Source organism: Sulfitobacter sp. CW3 (genome assembly GCF_019392245.1).
Lineage (GTDB): Bacteria > Pseudomonadota > Alphaproteobacteria > Rhodobacterales > Rhodobacteraceae > Sulfitobacter.
The window spans coordinates 65,083-84,764 of the sequence record NZ_JAHXRL010000007.1; the positions used below are offsets into that span (position 1 = coordinate 65,083).

The 19,682-nt window shown below is 54.7% G+C and carries 18 protein-coding genes and 3 pseudogenes; 5 read left to right on the forward strand and 16 right to left on the reverse strand.

Features of this window, described 5'->3' with window-relative positions:
• Window positions 1–24 precede the first annotated feature (24 nt).
• Window positions 25–867, forward strand: coding sequence for a transporter substrate-binding domain-containing protein (locus KZZ06_RS15410; RefSeq protein WP_219581018.1), 843 nt, complete (start codon window positions 25–27; stop codon window positions 865–867).
• A gap of 331 nt (window positions 868–1,198) precedes the next feature.
• Here the strand turns inward: KZZ06_RS15410 and KZZ06_RS15415 are convergent.
• Window positions 1,199–1,753 (reverse strand): annotated as a pseudogene (locus tag KZZ06_RS15415) (IS6 family transposase).
• 330 nt (window positions 1,754–2,083) lie between these two features.
• Between KZZ06_RS15415 and KZZ06_RS15420 the strand changes: the two are divergent.
• A complete protein-coding gene (locus KZZ06_RS15420) occupies window positions 2,084–2,440 on the forward strand; it encodes a PaeR7I family type II restriction endonuclease (protein WP_306664456.1) in 357 nt (118 codons plus the stop codon).
• Window positions 2,441–2,492: 52 nt separating this feature from the next.
• Window positions 2,493–3,559: pseudogene (locus tag KZZ06_RS15425) on the forward strand (IS3 family transposase); the annotation flags it as partial.
• A gap of 88 nt (window positions 3,560–3,647) precedes the next feature.
• Here KZZ06_RS15425 and KZZ06_RS15430 read toward each other — a convergent pair.
• The 10 genes and pseudogenes from KZZ06_RS15430 to KZZ06_RS15475 form a co-directional block, all read right to left on the reverse strand.
• Window positions 3,648–4,052: an IS3 family transposase gene (locus tag KZZ06_RS15430; protein ID WP_219581020.1), complete on the reverse strand. Its 405-nt coding sequence runs from the start codon at window positions 4,050–4,052 to the stop codon at window positions 3,648–3,650.
• A 4-nt stretch (window positions 4,053–4,056) separates the two neighbouring features.
• On the reverse strand, window positions 4,057–4,326 hold the full coding sequence (locus KZZ06_RS15435) for a transposase (protein ID WP_219581021.1): 270 nt from the start codon (window positions 4,324–4,326) through the stop codon (window positions 4,057–4,059).
• 740 nt (window positions 4,327–5,066) lie between these two features.
• Window positions 5,067–6,026: pseudogene (locus KZZ06_RS15440) on the reverse strand (IS30 family transposase).
• Window positions 6,027–6,167: 141 nt separating this feature from the next.
• The gene (locus KZZ06_RS15445) at window positions 6,168–7,079 is read right to left on the reverse strand and encodes a sugar kinase (protein WP_219581022.1); all 912 of its coding nucleotides are present in this window, start codon (window positions 7,077–7,079) and stop codon (window positions 6,168–6,170) included.
• Window positions 7,076–8,266 carry a mannonate dehydratase gene (gene uxuA, locus KZZ06_RS15450; RefSeq protein ID WP_219581023.1) on the reverse strand — a complete coding sequence of 397 codons (1,191 nt, stop codon included), beginning with the start codon at window positions 8,264–8,266 and terminating at the stop codon, window positions 7,076–7,078. The genes KZZ06_RS15445 and uxuA overlap by 4 nt, the downstream gene beginning before the upstream one ends.
• Before the next feature lie 40 nt (window positions 8,267–8,306).
• Window positions 8,307–9,617 (reverse strand): TRAP transporter large permease, encoded by a 1,311-nt coding sequence (locus KZZ06_RS15455; RefSeq protein ID WP_219581024.1) that lies wholly within the window; start codon window positions 9,615–9,617, stop codon window positions 8,307–8,309.
• A complete protein-coding gene (locus KZZ06_RS15460) occupies window positions 9,614–10,108 on the reverse strand; it encodes a TRAP transporter small permease (RefSeq protein ID WP_219581025.1) in 495 nt (164 codons plus the stop codon). The genes KZZ06_RS15455 and KZZ06_RS15460 overlap by 4 nt, the downstream gene beginning before the upstream one ends.
• 75 nt (window positions 10,109–10,183) lie before the next feature.
• Entirely contained in the window at window positions 10,184–11,176 is a 993-nt protein-coding gene (locus KZZ06_RS15465) for a TRAP transporter substrate-binding protein (protein ID WP_219581026.1), read from the reverse strand.
• Window positions 11,177–11,332: 156 nt separating this feature from the next.
• Window positions 11,333–12,838, reverse strand: coding sequence for an aldehyde dehydrogenase (NADP(+)) (locus KZZ06_RS15470; RefSeq protein ID WP_219581027.1), 1,506 nt, complete (start codon window positions 12,836–12,838; stop codon window positions 11,333–11,335).
• A 72-nt stretch (window positions 12,839–12,910) separates the two neighbouring features.
• Window positions 12,911–13,657 (reverse strand): SDR family NAD(P)-dependent oxidoreductase, encoded by a 747-nt coding sequence (locus KZZ06_RS15475; protein WP_219581028.1) that lies wholly within the window; start codon window positions 13,655–13,657, stop codon window positions 12,911–12,913.
• 287 nt (window positions 13,658–13,944) lie between these two features.
• On the opposite strand from KZZ06_RS15475, the gene KZZ06_RS15480 reads away from it, so the two are divergent.
• Window positions 13,945–14,292 (forward strand): cupin domain-containing protein, encoded by a 348-nt coding sequence (locus KZZ06_RS15480; RefSeq protein ID WP_219581141.1) that lies wholly within the window; start codon window positions 13,945–13,947, stop codon window positions 14,290–14,292.
• A 6-nt stretch (window positions 14,293–14,298) separates the two neighbouring features.
• Here KZZ06_RS15480 and KZZ06_RS15485 read toward each other — a convergent pair whose 3' ends face one another.
• The 5 genes from KZZ06_RS15485 to KZZ06_RS15505 all read right to left on the reverse strand — a co-directional run bounded on the left by KZZ06_RS15485 (window position 14,299) and on the right by KZZ06_RS15505 (window position 18,727).
• Entirely contained in the window at window positions 14,299–15,042 is a 744-nt protein-coding gene (locus tag KZZ06_RS15485; RefSeq protein ID WP_219581029.1) for a FadR/GntR family transcriptional regulator, read from the reverse strand.
• Entirely contained in the window at window positions 15,018–15,734 is a 717-nt protein-coding gene (locus KZZ06_RS15490; RefSeq protein WP_219581030.1) for a ribonuclease activity regulator RraA, read from the reverse strand. Before KZZ06_RS15490 ends, KZZ06_RS15485 begins: the two co-directional genes overlap by 25 nt.
• Window positions 15,735–15,845: 111 nt before the next feature.
• Window positions 15,846–17,126, reverse strand: a complete 1,281-nt coding sequence (locus KZZ06_RS15495) for a TRAP transporter large permease (protein WP_219581031.1) — start codon at window positions 17,124–17,126, stop codon at window positions 15,846–15,848.
• Window positions 17,127–17,128: 2 nt separating this feature from the next.
• Window positions 17,129–17,659, reverse strand: coding sequence for a TRAP transporter small permease (locus KZZ06_RS15500; protein WP_308340027.1), 531 nt, complete (start codon window positions 17,657–17,659; stop codon window positions 17,129–17,131).
• 72 nt (window positions 17,660–17,731) lie between these two features.
• Entirely contained in the window at window positions 17,732–18,727 is a 996-nt protein-coding gene (locus tag KZZ06_RS15505; protein ID WP_219581032.1) for a TRAP transporter substrate-binding protein, read from the reverse strand.
• A 382-nt stretch (window positions 18,728–19,109) separates the two neighbouring features.
• On the opposite strand from KZZ06_RS15505, the gene KZZ06_RS15510 reads away from it, so the two are divergent.
• Entirely contained in the window at window positions 19,110–19,646 is a 537-nt protein-coding gene (locus tag KZZ06_RS15510) for a redoxin domain-containing protein (RefSeq protein ID WP_219581033.1), read from the forward strand.
• The last annotated feature ends 36 nt before the right edge of the window (window positions 19,647–19,682 follow it).

Here is a 19,682-nt window from a genome sequence, read left to right on the forward strand (position 1 = left end):
AAACTGACCAACAAGGAGACTAACATGAAAATTCTTGCCACCGCTGCCGCTCTTGGCCTGTCCATTCTGTCAATCAGCCCTGCCGCCGCCAAGGACTTGAGCAAAATAACCATAGCCACAGAAGGGGCCTTTGCACCGTGGAATTTCACCAAGGCTGACGGCACCCTGACCGGTTATGAGGTCGATCTTTATAAGATCCTGTGTGAGCGCATGCAGGTTGAATGCACGTTGATCGCCCAGAACTGGGACGGCATGATTCCTGGTTTGCTGGCGGGTAAATATGATGCGATAATGGCGGGCATGTCTGCCACCGAAAAACGCGAAAAGGTAATTTCATTCTCGCAACCCTACGGGTCAACAGGACAAACCTTTGGGGTGCTCAAAGATGGACCATTGGCCGCGCTGCCTTTGAAGGGTGATTTGTTCAACCTTGCCAGCAATCCGGATGGTGCCAAAATCGCGATTGAGGAAATCCGCCCATTGCTCAAAGGTAAAACCATCGGCGTGCAAAGCTCAGCGATTTCTGCGCGTTTCATGCAGGAAACCTTTGGCGACGACATCACCATTCGCGAATATAAATCGACAGAACAGCACGATCTGGACCTTCTTGCAGGGCGCATTGATGCGGTCATGGCATCACCCGCCTATTTAATGACAGCAGCTAGTGATCCGGCGAACACCGAAATGATGATGTCCGGCCCACGGTTTCAGGGCGGCATCCTTGGCCGTGGATCCTCTGTTGGACTTCGTCAAGAAGATGATGAACTGCGCGCCATGTTCGACGCTGCTTTGGCATCCGTTAAGGCGGACGGAACCACGAAGGCGCTGTCTGAAAAGTGGTTTGGATTTGACGTTACTGTCTACTAACCCACGCCACGATCAACGCTGATCCATTTCCCGTCCTGTAAGATTGCAGGGCGGGTTTTCCATTTTCGGTTGCTGATTGTCCTGCTTCAGCATCTCGCGCAACTCGGGTTTCAACAAGTTGCCATAGTTGTTATTCGGCAATTTCGCGACAAACCGTATCGCTAAGTTATTTGAATGTGCAATGGCCCGAAGATGCAATTTAAGAATGTTTCGGCGGACTTGCCGTGCCTGAAAAGCTCTCGCTAACCTTGAAAGGTCATCGCTTACGCGGTCTGGATGGGACTGTTGCATTAATTTTCTTGGCCCGATGCGAGGCATGATGGCCTTTCGTTCACACGTTTGTTCCAAATAGGTGATTGATGAACGCGATCTCGCCTGTGACTCCCGCCTGTTTGTTAGGGATGTGGCCACACTTGATCGTCCGGACCGTCTCAATGCCGCTGAGTGTTTCTTTCGCCGATCGCAGGGATCTGAAGCTTTGTCGGTAGCCAAGTAGCCGTTTCATGGCAGCATGATCGCTCTCGATCAGGTTGTTGCGCCACTTTTGATCAACATGTCGGATACTTTCTAAATGCGGATCTTATCGATGATTAATCTCACGAATAACACGCCGATAGGTTGGCGCTTTATCGGTGCAGATCGCGACTCGCCGATGCAGCCCTTCACGCTCAATCGCTTTGCTAAGAAATGGCTTTGCCGCCTTTGCATCACGATGCGCGGTCAAACGGAAGTCGACCATCTGGCCGTTTGCGTCGATAGCCCGCCACAGATAGCGCCGCTTACCAACGACGCGTATGTATGTCTCACCCACATGCCAATCTACGCTTGCGCGCCGCAGGTGCTTCTCCGTTCGTTTGGTTAGCTCCGGCCCAAACTTGAGCACCATCGATAAACAGTGGCCCGATCGACTGAGATGTCGCACTCGGTCAGCAGGTCGACCACGTCCTGATACGAAAGCGGATAGCGCAGATACCAACGCACAGCGCAAAGGATATTCTCGCGCGGAAAATGGTGGTGTTTGAACGCTGACTTACACGCCATGTGCAACCTCAAGAACGCAACCGTCGCTAAATCCTTCAATTAACGCAACAGTCCCCTATGAAGAACACGCCCGCGAGGCAGTCAAACTCTTTTGGGGCAACCGTGAAGCCGCGTTCGCACGGCAAGTCGAAGCTCGTAATGTGATGCTGGCACACGCGGTGCCGGCACCGCCAGCATGAATATGGACGGCTTTCTTGTCATTGCCCAACGACTTATTGAGGCCAATGGCCTTCATGAATTGCAAATTTGCGTACAGCAACGTGCTCTTACCTTGCCGGGATTTTACCGTCCGACGAAGCTATGGGACATGCTTGTGATGCATCGCGGGCAACTCGTGGCCGCGCTCGAATTCAAGTCACAAGTGGGCCCATCATTCGGCAACAATTTTAATAATCGCTGTGAAGAAGCCACCGGCACAGCCCACGATCTTTGGACAGCCTACCGGGAAGGAGCTTTTGGAGAGGATGCGCCGCGCCCTTTTTTGGCTTGGATGATGTTGCTTGAGGATTGCCCAAAGTCGAACTCTGAATAGCGCCTAGTATTGTAGACGCTTTCTTCCCTAATTTTGAGGCAAGGAGGCCGTTATGGGGAAGCCAAATTTCAGTGAAGATTTCAAGCGTGATGCTGTGCATCAGATCACAGTACGGGGATATCCGGTTCGCGAGGTTTCAGAGCGATTGGGCGTCAGCACCTACTCGCTTTACAAATGGATGAAGCTTTATGCAAAAGCAGCGTCAAAGGTGCCATCTTTGGATCATGAAGCCGAGAACCGTAGGCTCAAGCGTGAGCTGGCACGGATGACCGAGGAACACGGCATCCTAACAAAAGCGGCCGCGTACTTCGCAAAGGATGCAAGGTGAAGTACGCGTTTGTCGCCGCGCACCGCCCCGTATTCTCAGTCCGCAGGATGTGCCGCTGCCTCAGCATCCATCCTAGCGGTTTCTACACATGGGTTAAGAATCCATTAAGCCATCGCGCGCGTGAGGACGTCCGCCAGACGAAGTTGCTCAAAGAGGCGTGGAAAGATAACGGTAAGGTTTATGGCTATCGTAAGCTGCATGATGATCTGGTGGAACAGGGCGAGACAAGCTGCCCAAACCGCATTGCAAGGTTAGCGCGTTTGGCAGGCATTCGCGCCCAGATCGGCTACAAACGCGAACCGGGCAGCTATGGCGGCAGGCCATCCGTTGTGGTCGACAATACGCTGGACCGGCAATTTGATGTGACAACACCAGATACGGCGTGGGTCTCAGACATTACCTACATCAAGACCTACGAAGGGTTCCTTTATCTGGCTGTCGACATCGAGCTCTACTCACGTCGTGTGGTCGGCTGGGCAACGCAATCACGGCAACCAACGGAACTTGTCCTACAAGCGCTGCTGATGGCTGTCTGGCGGCGCAAACCAAAGCAATCCGTCTTGATCCACAACGATCAAGGTTCGCAATTTACCAGTCGAGATTGGGCCGCCTTTCTGCGGGCTCACAACCTTGAACATTCGATGAGCAGGCGCGGGAATTGTCACGACAATGAGGTCGCCGAGAGCTTCTTCAATCTGCTCAAACGTGAACGCGTCCGTCGTCGGCTTTACAAAATCCGCGAGCAGGCAAGACAGGACATTTTTGACTACATCGAAATGTTATATAACCCGTAACGCAAACAAGTCAGAAACGGTATGCTGTCGCCCGTCGACTTCGAAAACGGACAGCGCAATATCAACCAAGAAGGTGTCTAGGAAACTAGGGGCTATTCATAATGTCGCTGCACCAAACATGGTTTGGGCGTGTGATAGTCAACTTTCGCAGCAGGTATGGGTAAATCCGGTATTGGGGATGCTTTTTACTGGTGTTTGGCCCTTTATAAATAGCCTGCAAACCCATGATCCCTATTAAACGCGGCACACGGTGGCGACCTGCTTGGAATCCACTTCTCGGCAAATAGGCTGCAATCTGGCGACTGCCAAAGAACGGGTCTTTCGTAAACAGGCGGTCGATTTCATTCATGAACTTCAGCTTTTCGGCATCAATGCCAACTTGCGTGTAATACAACGATGATCGACTGATCTTCAGCAGCTTGCACTGCTTTGTCAGGCTGAGATTGAGGTGATCTTTGCGGATCATCGCCTTGCGTTCGCTCATGCTCATCGCTTCAGCCCTTGTGATAAAAATCGTTCTCAACCGCCAACTTCCCGATCTTGGCATGCAGTTCTTTGACTTCGGCCTCGTTATCCTCCGTTCTCCTGGCTTTGTCAGAGCACTCCCTAGTCAGTCCGTCAATCGCCTGCCGTTTCCATGTCGTCACCTGCGTTGGATGGATCTTATGCTTGGCCGCAATCTCTTGCGCCGTCTTGTCACCGCGCAACGCCTCAAGCGCCACAGTAGCTTTGAACTTGTCTGAAAAACTGCGTCTCTTCGTCATTTGTGTATCCCGTTTTCAAGGTTGGATACATCTTAGCACGCTGTCCAGTTTTGCCGGACCACTTCAATCACCGTCGCGGCCACACTCGTTTTGGCGTGCATATCGTACATCATAAACGCGGATTGAGTGCACGAAGTTGAACTCGGGGTCGCTGATATCGATATCAGCACGATCTTAGGCCAACTGGAGCGTAAAACCTTCAGGGAACAACATTGGGTCTGGTTCAGTGAGATTCAAAACGGCTTTTTCCGAGAGCAAGGGTTTGGTGGCAGGCGTTAACAGTGGCCGCGGGCGATCTAGGTAGGTGAACAAGATATCGTAGAGGTGGCCTAAATCATTCGGCGGGGAAATTGGATGGAAAAATGCGCTCATCGGACACTACCAAATCTGTAGTGGCGGTTTAACGGGCCAAGGCGTGATCCGGCGAATGAATTCGGCAGGAGCACGTGAGCGCGGAACAGATGCGGGCCAACCGCCAGACAAGCAAAGCAGAATGGCGCAGTCGATCTGGTAAGATTGAGCCTGAACGCGATTGGCGGTGCCAATGAACGAGCCGAGCAGTGCAAACGCGATCAAAGGTGTGCATATTCGGATCGAGTGAAGCATGTGGAACATCCCAGCAGGTAGGGTGGGACCAGCATGACTCCGGTAGTATATTATTGAAACACTAGATATTGAAGTCTCAAGGGTCGTTGCGACGGTTTCCGCTATCTCAGTTTCATCAGTTCTTCTCTAAATGCTTAAGTGGGGGGTCTCCATCCCAGGCACTTTCTGGGTGTGTTGTTTAAGCGGTCACAAATCGACTTCATATCTCGATTTGAGAGCGCGGCCACGGGCGCATCACGTGGCAGATATCTGCGTGCTCGCTTGTTCAGATTTTCCACTGATCCTTTCGGCCAAGGAGCCTGTGGATCACAAAACCAAGCCTCTGTTCCGATCTCTGGTTTGAGCTTGCGCCACTCACGGAACTCTAAGCCGCGATCAAAGGTGATCGAACGCCGCGCAGGCTGAGGGAGGGGTTCCATCACACCCATCAGCTTGTTGATGAACTGCGTCGAACTACGGTCGTTGTTACGGAACAAGACGGCAAAGCGGGTCTTGCGCTCGACCAGTGAAGCCACGTTCATCTCGCCTTGAGGGCGTTCAAAGATCATGAGATCACCCTCTCATTCACCAAATGTCTCGCGGGTCTTCACGTGTTCAGGGCGTTGATGAATGGAGCGTTCTGGCGGAAATACCTGACCTCTGGGTCTTCTGGCATATCGTGGCCTGCGGTTTTTCTGGCTACTGGGAAGATGCCGCGCCAGTTCCTTGGAACGGCCATGTGGGCCGTAGACATAGGCGTAGATGGTCTCATGGCTCACACGGATCGGTTGGCCTTCGAAATGCAACCGACCGGCGATCTGTTCGGGCGACCAACCTTCCTTGAGCTGCTTGATCACGGCCTTACGAAGACTGACAAGGCGCACCAGTTTCCGACGACGGGCGCGTCTTTGTGTGGCTGTTCGTTGCGCAACAACACCGTAGTACCCGTTCAGGTCCGGCAATTTCTCATCGGTGTAGCCATTGCGTTTGATGTCTCGGTAAACCGTTGAAACATGCCTGCCGATCTCCGCGGCTATCTCACGCACGGATATCTTCGCTTTCAACATATCTTCAATCGCGCGGCGTTCGCGCAGGCTTAGCTCTGTATGCGCCATCTTTCATTCTCGTTGCTTTCCAGCAAGATAGAGAAAATTTCGCAACCCAGTATAGAATGTGCCCCACGCCGAAGTTTAATCCGGATAATCTATATTATGTTATATTTAGCTATAGAAAACCGGCTGCCGCAGGCAGCACCTTCAGATTGCGTCCAACTCGGCAAATGAAATGATAGCGCCCTTTTGCCGGATCACCTTCCCTGCGCATTGCTGGGCCGATTGGATGGCTTTATACGTCGGTAATCCGCGCAGGAGAGATGCGATATATGCCCCGTTAAAGGAATCTCCGGCGGCTGTCGTATCGATGATCTTGTCGACCGGGGTGACTGGAAAGGCTGTCATGCAGCCTGACTCCAGATGGATGGTATCTGAGGGGCCATTTTTGACCACGACATGATTTGCCCCCAGATCAGCATAGCGTTTTGCGCTGTCTTCCGGTGTGGCATCGCCGAATGCAGATGTTTCATCATCAAAGCTTGGCAACACCAGATCACACAGGCTGGCGGCCCGCGAAATGACCCTTAGCATTCGGTCTCGGTCGCTCCATAAGTGGGGCCGAATATTAGGGTCGAAAGCCAGAATGCCGCCCAGTTTTTTGTGCTGCACAAGCCCATCCAGCAAGATTTCAAGATCCTCGGGGGGTAAGATTGCCAGCGATATTCCAGAGAAATAGACGACATCTGCACCGGCCACATTGGCCCAAAGCGGCCCCGGCTGGCGCACCATCATTTGCGCCGCAGATGTGTCGCGCCAATAGGTAAAGCTGCGCTCGGCACCGTTGAGGTGGATCGTGTAGAGCCCCGGACGCCTGTTCGCGATGCGTGGCGTGTCATCGCACCTGATGCCGCCCGACTGAATAAACGTTAGCATCTGATCCGACATCTGGTCGGTGCCGACGGCGGTGTGAAAGGCAATATCGGTATCGTCGCGCGAATAGGCCCGCGCATACCAAAGCGCGTTAAACACATCGCCGGAAAACCGCTGCCGCCACAGATCGTCGCCCGCCGAGGACAGTTCGATCATGCATTCCCCGATGCCAAGGATTGATGTCATTGCAAATGTTCCCCGATTTTAGTCGTATTACTATGGTGCAACAGCGCGGCCATTGCACCTCTGAGTTCGGCCAACCCCTTGAGGCGGCCGATATAGGAATAGCCCGGATTGGTTTTCTGGTTCTGCTCGAAGGCGAGCAGATGACCATGATCGGGGCGCATGGGTATGCTGCGATCGGGATCGGCGGCTTCGGCCTGTAACAGGCCGGATAGGACGGCAATCATATCCGTGCTGCCGCCAAGGGCCGCGGCCTCGTAAAAGCTGCCGTCGTGTTCCCGTTGGACATTGCGCAAATGGGCGAAATGGACATCTGCGCCAAATCTGCGCGTCATTGCAGGCAGGTCATTGTCCGCGCGTGCCCCCAGCGAGCCAGTGCAGAAGGTCAGACCATTTGCAGGGCTTGGCTGTGCCGCCAGCAGGAATTCCAGATCATCCGCCGTAGAGACGCAGCGCGGCAAACCAAAAAGCGGGAACGGCGGGTCATCGGGATGGATCGCCAGACGTACACCCAGTGTCTCGGCTTCGGGCACAACAATCTTGAGGAACGCGGCGAGGTTTGCTTGGAGGTCAGCATGCGACAGGGCAGAGAAACTCTCGATTCCCGCCATCAGATCGGCGCGGGAAAAGCCTTTCGCACTGCCCGGCAGACCTGCGATAATGTTGCTCTCCAACGCGTCAATTTGCGTCGCTGTCATATCACGCCACCTCATCTGCGCCGCAGTCAGCAGGTCGGGCGCGTGATCGGCCTTGGCATTGGGGCGTTCCAGAATATGGACGTCGAACACGACAAAATCGACCATATCGAAGCGCAGGGCCTGCCCCTGCCCTTGTAATTCATACGCAAGGTCAGTGCGGGTCCAGTCCAGCAAGGGCATAAAATTATAGCAGATGGTCTTTACCCCCGCCCGTGCCAGATTGCGCAGGGTCTCGACCCATGCTGCGATCTCGGCCTGTGCGCCGCTGCCCTTCAGCTTGATCGCGTCTGCCATCCAGATCGACTCGCAGACCTCCCATGTCAAATCTGCGGCTTCGATCAGGGACTTATGCGCCTCGATGTCCCTAAGCGGCCAGACTTCGCCGGGCGCGAAATCATGCAAAGCTGTGACAATGCCCGTGGCCCCTGCTTCGCGGATATGAGTAAGGGTGACCGGGTCCGCCGGGCCAAACCAACGCCAGGTTTCTCTCATGGCTTGTTCCTATTCAAACGGCTGATGGCGCATTGCCAAATCATTGAAATGTCATTGGCATAAGTTTGCGCGGCAACCACAGTGCGATTTCCGGAAACAGAATGACCAGCATCAAAATTACCAGCATCGGAGCAAGGATAATGCACACGTCTTTGAGAACTTTGACGACATTCATTCCTCCGATTGAGGCCGATATTAACAGACACAAACCATAAGGGGGTGTGACCAACCCAAAGGCAAGCGAGATGATCCCGATTATCGCAAAGGCCACCGGATCAATGCCCGCTGCTTTTGCCACGGGCAACAAGACGGTGCCAAGGATGATAATCGTGGGGATGGCATCAATGAACAGGCCGAAAAACAGGAACAGCGCCGCAATGATGAGCGAGGTGCCAATGACGCCTAATTCCTGTGCGGTCAGCACATCGACGATCAGGCGGGGGACATTGTAAAAGGCCAACATCCAGCCGAAAGCCGATGCAGTGCCGATTGCAAACAGCGAGATCGACGCAAATCGGCCCGTGTCATAGAAGATGCTGCCCAGATCGCGAACCGACACCGTGCGATAGACGAAAACACCGAGGATCAGTGCGTAACCGGCTGCAATAATCGCGCTTTCGGTCGGGGTGACGATGCCGCCAACGATACCGCCAATCACAAGGACAGGCGTCAGCATCGCCAGTGCCGCCCCTTTAAATGCGGCCCAGAATTGCGCAAATGTCGGGCGCATGGTGACGGGGTAGTCGTATACTTTTGCATAGCCATAGACCGTTGCCATCAGCGCAAAACCGATCAGCAGGCCGGGAATAGCACCCGCAAGGAATAGCGCGCCCACCGACACTTGCATCACGCCGCCCCAGACCACCATCAGAATGCTGGGCGGGATAATGACGCCCATAACGGACGAACACGCCGTTATCGCGATGGCGAACCGGGTATCATACCCTTCTTTGACCATCGCGGGGATCAGGATTTTACCGCAGCCTGCAGCGTCCGCTGTGGACGACCCGGAAATGCCGGCAAACAGCATGGACACAGCGACGTTCACATGACCAAGCCCGCCCGGCAACCAGCCCGTCAGAACCCGCGCGAAATCAATCAGCTTTTGCGTGATCAGCCCCGAGTTCATCAGATTTGCAGCCAGCAAAAAGAACGGCACGGCAAGCAGGATAAACGAATTATAGGACTGGAACATCCGGTCGATAATGATGAACGGCGTCAGCCGTAGATCGAGCATTACAATCGGGATCGTCGCGATACCAAGGGCGAAAGCAACCGGCACCCGCAGCGCCACAAGCAGGATGAACCCGCCCACAAGGATAAGACAGGCAAGGCCCGTTGATACGATCATGACATGGCCTGCCCATTTGTGCGGTAAACCGCAAATGCTTCGAACAACCGATAAAGCGCGAACACGGCCCAGAGCGTGCCAGCAATCGGAACAGAAATATGCGTGATCATCAGATTTGCGCGCATCATGACCGAATTCTGCTTTCCGCCAAACTCGGCATAGTCGATGCCGTACCATGCAAAAAGGATCGCAAAGAGCGCGACAAGCGTCAGCACCAGCGCCTTTTGCAAGAATAGCAACAGGGGGCTTTTTGCATCGGCAATGACTTGAACGTCGAAATGGGTCCCCTCCCAGACGGCCAGCGTCGAGCCGAGCATAACCACCCAGACAAAGATGAACGTCGCCAGTTCCTCGGTCCACAGATAGACAGGGATAATGCCGGTATAGCGGGCGACAACCTGCATTCCGACAGGAATGGCCAGCGAGATCATCAGCGCCCCGATGATAAATCGTATCGCAGAGGCGAGAAGTTCCAGACCACGCAGGATCATGTGCTTACCGATCAACTAAGGGTGAAAAGAGGGAAAGCCCCCACAAGTATGAAACCTGTGGGGGCAGCTTTGGTCTTACTTGGTGCGGATCGCTGCCAGCAGATCGGTTGCACCAATCTCGGCGGCATAGGCGTCCTGAACCGGTACAACCATTTCCAGCATCTTGTCGCGGCCCTCGAACTCGGACACTTTCAACTGACCGGCATCCACCATTTCTTGAAGCTTCACACCGTCTTCACGCGATTCCAACTCACGCCCGAATGCGCCCGCCTCTGCACCCGCCTTAAGGACCGCAGCCTGAAGATCGGACGGCAGACCGTTGAAGGTTTTGCCGCTCATCACGATGGGGCGTACCGTGATCGTGTGACGGGTCAACGACAGGTTCGGCGCGACTTCATAGAACTTGAGGTTCTGGATGCTTGCCGCTTCATTCTCAAAACCTGCGATGACGCCGGTCTGGATCGCATTATAGACTTCGTTGTATGCAATCGCAGAAGGTGCCGCAGTCAACGCCGAGAAAATCTGCGCTTGAATGGGCGCGCCCATGACCCGCATCTTGTGGCCCGCAAGGTCATCAAAATTCACAAGAGGGTTTTTGGACAACAGGTTGCGTGTGCCGCCACCCGTGTAGCCGATGATCTTGATGCTGGCTTTCTCAAGCAGTTCATCCTCAAGCGGCTTTAGGACATCGCTGGACAGAACCGCGTTCCAATGATCCAGATCGCGGAACAGGAACGGCATGTCCATCAGCGGAATTGAGGGCGCGAATTTGGCCATGTTGGAAGGCGCAAGGATCGTATAGTCAATCGCAACACCTTGGTTAAGGAAGGTGACGTAATCGCTTTCAACGCCCAGTTCGCCGTTCAGGCGAAGGTCGAACGTGACGTCGCCGTCATAGTTCGCGGCGACCAGTTCCTCGAATTTGCGCATGGTTTTTGTAAAGGCGTGTTCCTCGTCGAACATGCTTGCGCCGCGTAGGGTCGTCTCTGCCTGCGCCGCAGTCATCGTGAGCGTCGCGGCGATGGCCGCACCAGATACAATTGCAGCGGTCTTGGTGAAAAATGACATGGTAGTCCTCCCTTATGTGTGGCCTGAGCAGATACTTGGTCTGCCCAGATTCTCCCTAGGAAGGAATATGTCGTTTATATTTGTAATACGTCAAGCGTATTTGTAATAATTTGTAATACAGTCTGTTAACAATAGCTTACCCGCGGCTTATTCACCTCAAACGGTCGGCAGCAATGCTGCGGGCAAGTCCTGATAGCAAACCGGACGCAGAAAACGGCGGATCGCCATCGTTCCGACGGACGTCGCACCAAAGTTTGTGGACGCCGGATAGGGGCCGCCATGGACCATCGCGCTGCTCACCTCGACCCCTGTCGGGTATCCATTGGCAAGGATGCGGCCCGCTTTGCGCTCTAGGATCGGCATGAGGGATTTCGCGGCATCGGTATCGTCGGCGTCCAGTTGCAACGTGCAGGTCAGCTGCCCCTCAAGGCCCCGCGCAACCGTTCGCATTTCGTCCATGTCAGCGACACGCACGATAATACCAAGCGGGCCGAAAACCTCGTGTGCCAAGGCATCACTGGAAAGCCATTGCGAGCCAGTTGTCTCGAAAACGCTCGGGGTGACACTGCGTTTGTCTGTCCGCTTGGTTGTGACAAGTGTTGTGGTGCCCTTGGTTGCAGAAACACGGTCGCGCCCGTCAAAATAGGCGTCCGCAATGCCTGTCGTCAGGGTCGTTTGTGCCGGCCCTTGTTGCAATGCCTCAACCGCCGCGTCGCGGAATGTATCAGCGGACGGGCCGTCAAGCACCACGACCACACCGGGGTTCGTGCAAAACTGCCCTGCCCCCATCATCAAGGATGCGGCCCAGCCTTTGCCGATGCCCGCGCCACGTGCAGCAACCGCCGCCGGCAGCAAAAATACCGGATTGATCGAACCAAGCTCGCCGAAAAAGGGAATAGGCTCTGGCCGTTGGGCACACAGATCGAACAGCGCACGACCGCCGCGCAACGAGCCCGTAAAGCCAACCGCCTTGATCAACGGATGTTGGACCAGCGCCTGCCCAACCTCTAACCCGCCGCCCTGAATAAGGGAAAAGACACCGGCATCAATTCCGCAAGACGTAATGGCCGCATTGATAGCAACGGCAACAATTTCAGCCGTGCCGGGATGGGCGTGGTGGCCCCTGACAACAACCGGACATCCCGCCGCCAGAGCAGAGGCCGTGTCACCGCCAGCAGTTGAAAAGGCGAGCGGAAAGTTTGACGCGCCGAACACGGCGACAGGCCCGATAGGTCGCTGGATCATCCGCAAATCGGAACGCGGAAGCGGCGCCCGATCGGGGAGCGCTGCGTCATGACGCGCATCAAGATACGCGCCGTCGAGGATATGCGCCGCAAACATACGCAACTGGCCGGATGTGCGGCCCGTCTCGCCGCGCAGGCGTGCATCTGGCAGGCCGGTTTCGTGACTGCCAATCTCGGCCAGCGCATCGATACGGGCGTCGATTTCATCTGCAATGGCATTCAGGAACGCGGCGCGTTCTTTTGATGTCGTAGCACTATAAGACAGGAACGCATCTTCGGCGGCGCGCGCTGCGCGGTTCACCAAATCGACGGTGCCCGCTGCAAAATCATGCGCTGGCCCTTGCGCCGGATCAGACGAAAATTGATCGGCAGAGCCAACCCACTCACCCGCGATGAGATGTTTTCCGATAAGTTCCATAGTGCGTTTCCTCAGGGTCAGGTCAAGGTAACGGGCGCCGGCGGATCGTCCGCAAGCGCCCGAAGACTGTGTTTACGAGAACAGCATGCCGCCGTTGATGTCGACATTTGCACCCGTGATGAACGCAGCATCATCAGAGGCAAGGAACACTGCCAGTTTGGCCACTTCCTCGGATGTACCTTCACGCTTGAGCGGCGAGACATTCGCCACATGTGTGCGCACTTCGGGCTTGGTAAAGATGTTGTGGAAATCCGTGTCGATCATGCCGGGGCAAAGGGAGTTGACGCGAATTTTCGGGCCCAGCTCTTTTGCCAGACCGCGGGTGAGCGTCATCAATGCGCCTTTGGATGCGCCGTAAGCAGACGCGCCTGGACCGCCGCCATCACGGCCCGCTTGCGATGCCAGACCTACAATCGATGAGCCGTCGTTCATGTGCGGAAGGCATTCGCGGACCATCAAAACAAAAGAGGTGAGGTTAACGTCCATAACCGCCTGCCAGTGATCCAGCGTCATATCCGCCATCGTGACACGCGCCAGCAAACCACCGGTCACGTGGATCAAGCTGTCGACCTGCCCGAATTCTTCAACGGTTTTGCTGACCAGCGCGGCGACGTCCGCCTCTTTGGTCATGTCCCCTTGCAGTGCAAATGCGTTGCCGCCCGCCGCCTTGATCTCGGCTACGGCGCTATCAGCGCCCTCGGAGCTCGCCATATAGTTAATAGCTACATTTGCGCCCCGCGCAGCGAGTTCTAGCACACACGCGCGCCCGATATCGCGGCCACCGCCTGTTACGATTGCGGTTTTTCCTTTAAGGTCCATGATCGTCTCCTGAAAATATATGTCTTTGACGAAGCCTGACAAAGAGGCCGGTCCACCAGTTTCTTCAACGCAGAAAAACGTATGGGAGCTGTCGTTCGCGCCCAAACTCCTGCGTTACCCTTCTACCTCCTTATGATAAACGCCACGCCGGAACAATACAAATTATTACAAATTAAAATACGGCCAAAACGTAGATTTAGTCCGCTCATGCGAGTCAAACTGATTGACACATCAAAGGAATGGTTACAAATTGTTACATCTTGATCAACGTCAAAAGGGTTTCTCAAATGGGCACGACTACCGATACAGCACAAGGCTGGATGGTTTCCGGACCGGGCGCAAAGCGCCGTATTCTGTGTCAGGACAAAGCCCTGATGATGGTGGAGTTCATGTTTGAAGAACAAGGCGTCGGCGCGCCACACTCCCACCCGCATGTTCAGACCACATTTGTCTCTGCCGGCCAGTTCGAATTTACGGTTGGCGGCGAAACTCAAATCCTGAACACTGGCGACGCGCTGATCATTCCATCAAATGTAGAACATTCATGTGTCTGCCTGAAAGAAGGTAGCCTGCTTGATAGCTTTGCACCGCGGCGCGATGATTTTATGGAAGCGCACGGACTGCCGCTGGACTGATCCCGGCTATCCTTCGAACACCCTGTTTTTGGCATTCTCGACATGTGCGCGCATCGCGGCGCGGGCCTCTGCCTGATCACGCGCATCGATCGCTTCAAGGATGCGGCGGTGCTCTTGCTGAACCAGCTCCATGCGCTCGCGCGGTTTGCTTAACGACAGGTTCCGCGTCAGATTTAAACCCGTCAGGATATTCGACTTCATCGAGGTACGGGCCGTTGTGAAATACTGGTTCCCTGATGCGACGCAAATTGCCTGATGAAAGGCCTCGTCAGCTTCAACACCCAGTTCGCCCTCACGAATACAGCGGTCCAGCTCTTTGAAGTGCGCCCGCAACTTCGCAAGGTCGGATTCGGTGCGCCGTTCTGCTGCCAGATAAGCCGCCTCGCCCTCGATAGCGGCGCGAAATTCGAATGTCCGTTGGATATCGGCGATGGATCCCACCGGCGCAAAGGCAAGCACGGCAGTGTCGGGACGGCGTTGTACAAACGATCCGGACCCCTGGCGGGATACGACAACACCGTCTTCGCGCAACTGTTTAAGCGCTTGGCGCAGGACTGGACGCGACACTTCCAACATCTCGCTCATCGCGTGTTCGGTCGGAAGCTTGGCACCAACAGGCGTTTCCCCGCTTGAAATCATAGCGAGGATTTTCTCATAGGCATGGTCAGACAGCGTCCGATCTTTCCCCGGCTTCAGGGAGATCGAACCTGTGCCGTCCAGACCCTCTACCTGTTTTTCTGTTCCCGCCATGTTTTAAACTTGTCCTTTGTTGCCGGATCGGTTGGCGGATAAAGGCCAAAGATCGAGGCACCATTCTGCACCATTTCTAGAACGAAATCTTCGAAAACGGTCATCTCTTCGGTTTCTGCCGCCACTTCTGCCACCAGATGCACGGGGATGCAAACAACGCCTTCGTTGTCACCCACCATAATATCACCCGGAAACACCGAAACACCGCCACATGCAATAGGATCGTTGTTTGCAACGGCATGATGTTTGGTCAAATTCGTCGGGGCACTGGGGCGGGTATGATAGGCAGGCATCGCCAGCGCCGAGATTTCGGGCGTGTCGCGGAATCCGCCGTCGGTCACGATCCCTTTGCAGCCGCGCATCATCAGGCGGGTGGCCAGAATACACCCTGCCGAAGCCGCCGTAGAATCCTGCCGTGAGTCGATCACAAACACAGCCCCTTCGGGGCATTCCTCGACGCCTTTGCGCTGCGGATTGGCGCGGTCCGCGAAAGACTCCAGACCATCAAGATCCTCGCGCGCCGGAATATAGCGCAGTGTATACGCGGGCCCGACCATGTTCGGCCCCGGGTTCATCCGGTGGGGCCCTTGAATAAACACGTTACGAAAGCCGCGCTTGAACAATGCTGTCGTCAGCGTTGCTGTGCTGACATGCATCAGCTTTTCAAGAATTTCAGGCGTCGGTGCGGTCATGGCGAGAACTTTCTGTTTTAATATTTTCGGCGCATTGGTGAAATTGGTGAACTTGTGTGTCAGGACATGCTGCGCGCCATTGTGGGGGAGGAGACGCGCAGCATGTCAGGGTCACTCAAGCAAAGACGGTAGGAACAGGGACACAGCAGGCACGTAAGTGACCAGAATGAGAGCCGCCAGAATGGCGAGATAAAATGGCCATATCGTGCGAAGCGTTTCCTCGATCTTGATCCTGCCGACGGCACAGCCAACAAAAAGGCAGGTTCCCACTGGGGGCGTACACAGCCCAAGACCAAGATTAACCAGAAGCATGATGCCAAATTGGGTCGGGTCCATACCAAGGTCTTTCACAATCGGCAGGAAGATCGGCGTGCAAATCAGGATCAGCGCGGCCATGTCCATGATCATGCCCAACACCAGCAACATGATGTTGATCATCAGCAGAACGGCAATCTTTTCCTCAGATATACCCAGCATGAAGCTGCTCAATTTTTCCGGCACCTGATAGAGCGCCAGAAGATATGCAAACGAGCTGGCAAAGCCGATCAACACCATCACCATGGCCGTCGTGCGCACTGCGGATACAACGGCAGTTTTGAACCCGTACCAGTCAAGACTGCGGTAGACGAAATAGGTGAGCAAGAGCGCATAGATAGCACCGAACGCACCGGATTCAGTGACGGTAAACACACCGGACAGAACACCACCGACGATGATAACCGCAGTGACCAAACCGGGCAGCGCCTGCACGGAAGCGACCCAGACCGCATGCCAGCCCGGGAACGGCTCTGCCGGATAGTTGCGTTTGACTGCAATCACATAGGCGGCGATGGCCAGGCACAAGCACATCAAAATACCGGGGATAACGCCCGCTAGAAATAGCTTAGAGATCGAAATGCCGCCACCCGCCGCCACTGCGAAAATGATCATGTTGTGGCTGGGCGGGATCACGATGCCCGCAATGGAGGACGTCACAGTGACGTTCACCGCATAGTCTGCATGATAGCCGCGTTCTTTCATCACAGGGATCAGGATGGACCCGAGCGCCGAGATGTCAGCCACAGCGGAGCCGGAAATACCGCCAAACAGCATGCTCGAAAAGATATTGACCGAGGCCAGACCGCCACGCACATGCCCGACAAGGGCAGAGGCAAACTTGACCAGTCGCATGGCAATGCCGCCGTGCAACATCAGCTCGCCGGCAAAAACGAAGAACGGGATCGCCAGAAGCGAAAAGACGGATATGCCGGAAACCGACCGCTGGAAGGTGATCAGTAGCGGAAAACCCTCATACCAGAAGGCCGTCGCAGCAGCGATGCCCATGGCAAATGCGACGGGTATGCCCAGCACAACCGCAAAGCCGAAGATGCCAAGAAGAATAGCGAGGCCCATAATTAAAACATACCTTTTTCAATATACACCCTGCCCTGCATCAAGCAGGCGATGCGGAATACGGCGCGTAATCCAGCGAAAACAAACACAAGCCCACCACACAGTGCGGCAGACAGGGACCGGAAACTTTCGGGAATGTTCAGCATCGGCAGCATCGTGCTCCAACCGAATTTGACCAGTTCGACACTGGCCACCAGCATGATCAATCCGAACAGTGACAGCACGATATCAATGACCAGCTTAAGGATGCTGCTGACCCGTGGGCCCGTCATATCGCGAAAGATGGTGACGCCAAGATGGGTATTCTCGTGGATCCCGACCGCCGCGCCCAGATAGGTAATGTAGCAGATCAACAAGAGCGCGAGCTGTTCAACCCATGTCGGTGTTGCGTTCAACACGTAGCGGCCAAAGACCAGCCAACCGAATGTCGCGATAAGGATGACGAGGGCGATGGACGCTGCGAGCATACACACAAAGCTCAGACCATCGAGAGCACGCTCGGTCAGCTTCATCCAGCGGGGCGCATATTCCACGAGCGAATTCCTTTGAAAGAGAAGTGGTGCGCCCCGTTTTTCACAGGGCGCACATTATTCCAGCGGAGCTGATTAGTCAGCGTTACGGAACAGATTGACGAGTTCAGTCATGTCTGGATTGGCTGCCAGATACTTCTCGTAGACTGGTGCCATCGCAGCTTGGAATGCGGCCTTGTCGGCGATCTCGTTCACTTCTACGCCGCCGTCCGTGATGATCTTCATGGATGCTGCTTCACGCTCGCCCCACAGCTTGCGCTGCAAATCGGTTGAGTGTTTGCCGGCAGCTTTCACGATTTCCTGCTGCTCTGCTGTCAGACCGTCAAAGGTCTTTTTGCTCATGCACAGACATTCAGGAATGATCAGGTGCTGAGTCAGAGAGTAGTATTTCGCAACTTCAAAGTGGCTTGTGGATTCGTAGGATGGCGGGTTGTTCTCGGCACCGTCAACCACACCGGTTTTGATGGATTGGTACACTTCGGCAAATGCCATCGGCGTGGCGTTGCCGCCCATGGATTCGATCATCCCAACGAACAGATCGTTGTTCATCACGCGCACTTTCATGCCTTCGACATCCGCAGGCGTGTTGATCGGCTTGATCGAGTTGTAGAACGAACGTGCGCCGGCATCATAATAGCCAAGAGCAACAATGCCCTTATCTTCCAGTGCGGCCCCAAGTGCTGCACCAGGTGCGCCGTCCATCAATTTGTACATCTGCGGCACGCTTTTGAAGACGAAAGGCAAAGAGACAACGTTTGTCGCTGGAACGGCCTGACCCATTGGCCCAAGACTAAAGACACCAAAGTCCATAATACCAAGGCGAAGCTGCTCGATCGCGTCAGGCTGCGAGCCCAGAACGCCTGCGTGGAAAACCTTGCCTTTGATCTCGCCGCCCGTTTTATCGGTGACTTCGGCCATGAATGCTTCCATGCCGTGCGACACTGGATAGTCCTCGACGTGGATGTTCCAGCCGCGCCAGTCTTTGGCTTCGGCGGTCAGTGGCATAGCCGCGAAAGACGCAGCTACGGCGATGGCAAACGCACCACGGGTGATAATTTTGTTAATTTTCATAATTGTTTCCTCCCAAGGACAAATTATTGCAAAATTGTTCCCATACGTTACAAATATTTACAAGTTCTTTTTTTGGAGGTTCAATAATGCCGTTCCGGCCTTCACCCGTTTATGCCGCGTATTTGACCGTGCCCTTTGTGCGGACCGTCAGATTATTTTACAATATTATATGGGCTTAGACCAGTTTTGATGGGCCGCGCTCTTCACTATATCTCTTGGGGATGGGCCTGCCAAATCTATTCAACGCGCCGCGGAAAGCATTAATCGATATTCGCAGAATCACACCCGCAATTAACAACTCGGACACAAAACCACGCTTTGCCTGCTTCAAGAGTTCAGATTATCTGTGCAAAGTAGTGACCACACCTGAAAGGTACCGGACATGACAAACGCCACTTCCCACCAAACCACCAAGCTACAGGCTGGCGCAGACTTCCCCATATTTGAGGTCCCGAAAATCGGAGGCGGCACCGTAAAAATTGGCGGAGACACTGACGGCTGGACACTGCTTATCGTCTACCGCGGGAAGCATTGCGGGCGCTGCAAAAACTACCTTAACAAGCTAGAGCAGACCTACTCAAACTGGGAAAAGGCAGGCTTTGCCGTCAAGTGTATCTCGGCTGACCCTTTAGAAAAGGTCGAGGACGACATCGCCAAATTCGGTTGGACCTTTGATATCGGCTATGATCTGCAAGAACCGCAGATGCGCGCCATGGGGCTATATGTCAGTGATCCCCTGTCCAGTCAGGAAACCGATCGCCGCTTTGCCGAGCCGGGCATTTTCTGTCTCCGTCCCGATGGCACAGCCCAGATCATTGCGATTTCCAACGGTCCGGCCGCCCGCCCCGATCTGGATGAACTGCTGGACGGGATGATTTTCACGATTGAAAATGACCGTCCGGTCCGTGGTGAGGTCTAACGACCAAGACGAAATTCCGACGCGATCAAACCGCGC